Raw genomic sequence first — 4,269 nt, forward strand, 5'->3', positions numbered from 1 at the left:
TCACCCCGTCCGTGCTGGTGGCGCTGATCTGCCCCGCGGCGACATTTTGCAACTGATGTTCCTGACCAACCGCGCCGATACTTACGACGCCGGTCGGCGTCGCGCCCGCAAAGCCACCGAACGACAACCCGCCTACCGTGGCGCTACTCACGTTCGTTGCAGCACGTGTCACCGCTCCGGAACCGAGCGCAGTCGATTCAGCTGTCGACGCCACGGCTCCGTTACCGATCGCGTTCGAATTGGCGCCCGTTGCTTGAGCAAGGCCACCCAGAGCGACCGTACCGGCTACTGTCGCTCTGGCACTCACCCCCATGGAAATGGACCCATTACCTTGGGCAAAAGCGGCATTGCCGATGGCGACGGCTTCGCCGTTCACCGCCTGCGAATTCACGCCGATTGCAATGGGCGAGGCAGGCGCAGCCGCCGTTGCTGTTGCTCTCGCGTTTGAGCCGATCGCAATGGCGACGGCGCCACCCCCCCCTCCGTCCCCGTCGGCAACCGCGCCGGCGCCTTGCGCTATCGCGCCGAGCCCTGTAGCAGAGCTTCCGTTACCGATTGCGATAGTATTTACGCCTGTCGCTCGGGCCGTCCCGCCGAACGCGGTTGCACCGGTGCCGTTCGCTACCGATCCGCCGCCGAATGCTGCGGAGTTGGCGCCCGTAGCGGTGGCGTTCGCACCGACAGTCGTAGCGTTCGTACCGTTCGCCGTTGCGCGATCGCCGACAGCCGTAGCTTGGCCGCCCTGCGCCGCGACCGCATTCCCAACGGCGGTATTCTGGCTTGTGCCGTCGGCGCCTGCGACGGCCGGGTTGGTACCGCCCGTCGTTGCTGTCGGTGCAGCGGAAGCACCGCCCGCAGTGGAAACGATGCCCGCCGATTCCCCGCCCACGGCGAGGTTGTCTGCGTGTGCATAACCTGCCGTCAGCGCAAGCGCCGTCAGGATGGACAGGGAAATTTTTGACTTTGCGGGCGTGGCCGCAACTCGATTCGCACTCATCTTTACCTGTGTCAGTCCGTTGAAAAACAGTTTGGCTTTGCTTCTTCCTGGTAAGGCTCCGAAAGCATGAGGCCCTGCTTCGTGGCCGATTCCTACCGAAGTCTGGCCGATAATTACGGAAATCGCGTTGCTTGTAACGATATTTGAGACACAGTCGACTTTTCGAGTCGCTAGGAGGCAACATTAAACATTGTTTTGTTGCACGATCGAACAAAGCCGGATAGGCAGCCGTGACCGCATGTGAGGAACGGGGCAGCAGGCTGCAGCGCGCCTGTGAGGGGAATGGCATCAAATGAAAACAGGGGGAGACCGATGACTGATACGCGAGCGCGCGGTGCGCGAACCGACGCGAAGGTAGGGAGCGACGAGCAGCGCCGGCCTACATCGACGCAGGAAAAGATTTTCCTCAAGCGCATTGGAGACGCCTTGGCACGCGCGCGACTCGAAAGGCACATGACGCAGGACGAGGTGTCTGAAAGGCTGGGCGTCAATCCGGAGACGATCAGCCGCTTTGAACGAGGTCACACCGCTCCGCCGTTATTCCGGCTGTTCGAGCTCGCCACCCTCTACGGCGTGCCACCCGAATCGCTGATCGCCGGGGGCGGCGGGCGTCAGCTTGATCCAGCCGACGAGATATCGTCGCTGCTGGCCCACCTCCGGCCGAACGACCGCGAATTTATCCGGCAGTGGGTGTCGGCCATGTGCGTGCACTTGTCGAACAAGTAGGGGCGACGCATCGGCACCCACCGTCGACGCCTGCGGCTCACGGGTCGAGGGCCACGACATAAAGGTCGGGCCGACAAAAAACCCAGCTAATCTCTCGATTGAGCTGGGTTTTTATCGCTTCAAGGGACGTTGCCGAACGTCCTTCGTGTCTCAAAAAACGTTAGATCCTTCACCGGGTGACGACCACATTGCCCGATTGGTCGTTCACGCAGCGACGAGCCACCCCTTGTCGGTATCGTGAAATATCAGCTTTTCCTTCTCTTTCCGGTCAAGCTCCGCGATGCGTTCGAGGTATCCCTTTAGGCCCAAATTTCCATCTTCCGCTTCGAGATAGATCGCGCACAACAAACGGCCATCGGTTTCCGGCACATTTCCCTTGCGCTCCCAAAGCGCAACGGCCTGTTCGGTCTTGCCGATCAGCGCAGCGAAACGCGCCTGTGAAAGACCAAGCCTCTTTCTAAGAAAGCGGAACTCGGCGCCGCTTAAATGCCCTTTCAGCGCGAGCGTTTGACCGATCGCCTTGAAGAGTCCGGCGACATCCTGCACTGCTGTTGCTACCCCGTACGGCGTGCGGCGCTTGGTGTATCCGTTCTCGAGCCAGATGTTATCGAGCCCGCTTTCCGTGTAGTGGTACACAATAACCTCTCATCAATAAACAGTTATCACGATGACCCAATCGCCGTCTTCCGTCCGGTCAAGCGCTGCCGCAACCGAAATTTGGCCACCTGCGTTCAGGCGCGTTAGCGTGCATTGCCAGTTGCCATGCAAATTTGTATGCGCCGACTCCGATACCACTCCGCTGCGCAAACAATCGAGTACTTAATCCGCATCGATTTTTCGCTGCCGCATCCGCTGTTTCGAGTGCGGCGTAAAAAAAGACGCGGTTCGCATCCCGCGCCGTCTCGTTAATCAAACGGCGGAGGTTCCGGTCGTTCAGGCGAAACGGTGTAGGTTCATCGGGCATAGGCAAGTGCGCTAACGTAGACCCATAATTTTTATTGGTATCATCTGAAATGTCAATACAGACGTCTCACGCATTGCGCACATGGCCCCAGGGATGGCGAAACCGGTTCGAAGGCAGCTCGTGAATTCCCGCCGCTGTACGCGCTCCGCGGTCGTTGTCCGGGACGCTGAGCAACAGACGCCCAGGAGCCTCAGCCGGCCGTTGCAGCACTCTCGAGAGGGCAACAAAAAACCCAGCTAATCTTTCGATTTCGCTGGGTTTTTATGACTTCGCCGGGACGTTACGGAACGTCCCCGAACCAACGCTTACATATTCTCGATCAACACCTGACCGAAGCCCGAGCACGACACTTGGGTCGCGCCTTCCATCAGACGCGCGAAGTCGTACGTGACACGCTTTTGCAGGATCGACTTTTCCATCGATGCAATGATGGCGTCAGCCGCTTCGGTCCAGCCCATGTGACGCAGCATCATCTCGGCCGACAGAATTTCCGAACCCGGATTCACGTAATCCTTCCCGGCATACTTCGGCGCCGTACCGTGCGTCGCTTCGAACATCGCCACGGAATCGGACAAGTTCGCACCCGGCGCAATACCGATACCACCCACTTGCGCGGCCAGCGCGTCCGAAATGTAATCGCCGTTCAGGTTCAGCGTGGCGATCACGTCGTATTCGGCCGGACGCAGCAGGATCTGCTGCAAGAATGCATCGGCGATCACGTCCTTCACGACGATGTCGTTGCCCGTCTTCGGGTTCTTGAACTTCATCCACGGGCCGCCGTCGATCAGTTCCGCGCCGAACTCCTTCTGCGCCAGCGCATAGCCGGCATCGCGGAAGGTGCCTTCCGTGAACTTCATGATGTTGCCCTTGTGCACGAGCGTAACCGAGCGGCGATCGTTGTCGATCGCGTACTGGATCGCCTTGCGCACGAGACGCTCCGTCCCTTCACGCGACACAGGCTTGACGCCGATGCCCGACGTTTCCGGGAAGCGGATCTTCTTCACGCCCATTTCTTCGCGCAGGAACTTGATGACCTTCTTGGCTTGCTCCGATTCGGCCGCCCATTCGATCCCGGCGTAGATGTCTTCCGAATTCTCGCGGAAGATCACCATGTTCGTCTTTTCCGGCTCGCGCACCGGCGAGGGCACGCCCTTGAAGTACTGCACGGGGCGCAAGCAGACGTACAGGTCCAACTCTTGACGCAGCGCGACGTTCAGCGAACGGATGCCGCCGCCGACGGGCGTCGTGAGCGGGCCCTTGATCGACACGACATAGTCCTTCAGGACCTGCAACGTTTCTTCCGGCAGCCAGACGTCCGGACCGTAGACCTTCGTCGCCTTTTCGCCTGCGTAGATTTCCATCCAATGGATCTTGCGCTTGCCGCCGTATGCCTTCTCGACCGCTGCGTCGACCACCTTGATCATCACCGGCGTGATGTCGAAGCCCGTGCCATCACCTTCGATGTACGGAATGATGGGCTGGTCGGAAACGTTGAGCGAGAAGTCCGCGTTGACGGTGATCTTGTCACCGCCCGTCGGAACCTTGATGTGCTGATACGGCATGATCGACTCCAGTGTTGGCT

At 59.8% G+C, this 4,269-nt stretch carries 3 protein-coding genes and 2 pseudogenes; 1 reads left to right on the top strand and 4 read right to left on the bottom strand.

Annotated elements, in window-relative coordinates:
- A pseudogene (locus tag ACTHL0_RS26295) lies at positions 1 to 391 on the bottom strand (YadA family autotransporter adhesin); the annotation flags it as partial.
- A 162-nt stretch (positions 392 to 553) separates the two neighbouring features.
- A pseudogene (locus ACTHL0_RS26300) lies at positions 554 to 997 on the bottom strand (YadA family autotransporter adhesin); the annotation flags it as partial.
- Between the two features lie 312 nt (positions 998 to 1,309).
- Here ACTHL0_RS26300 and ACTHL0_RS26305 point away from each other — a divergent pair.
- Positions 1,310 to 1,723 carry a helix-turn-helix domain-containing protein gene (locus tag ACTHL0_RS26305; protein ID WP_440570030.1) on the top strand — a complete coding sequence of 138 codons (414 nt, stop codon included), beginning with the start codon at positions 1,310 to 1,312 and terminating at the stop codon, positions 1,721 to 1,723.
- Positions 1,724 to 1,927: 204 nt separating this feature from the next.
- On the opposite strand, the gene ACTHL0_RS26310 is transcribed toward ACTHL0_RS26305, so the two are convergent.
- Positions 1,928 to 2,359 carry a helix-turn-helix domain-containing protein gene (locus tag ACTHL0_RS26310; protein ID WP_440570028.1) on the bottom strand — a complete coding sequence of 144 codons (432 nt, stop codon included), beginning with the start codon at positions 2,357 to 2,359 and terminating at the stop codon, positions 1,928 to 1,930.
- A 633-nt stretch (positions 2,360 to 2,992) separates the two neighbouring features.
- Entirely contained in the window at positions 2,993 to 4,249 is a 1,257-nt protein-coding gene (gene icd / locus ACTHL0_RS26315; protein WP_440570032.1) for an NADP-dependent isocitrate dehydrogenase, read from the bottom strand.
- Positions 4,250 to 4,269 lie beyond the last annotated feature (20 nt).

The organism is Trinickia sp., from assembly GCF_051961175.1.
In the GTDB taxonomy this organism is placed as follows: Bacteria; Pseudomonadota; Gammaproteobacteria; order Burkholderiales; family Burkholderiaceae; genus Trinickia.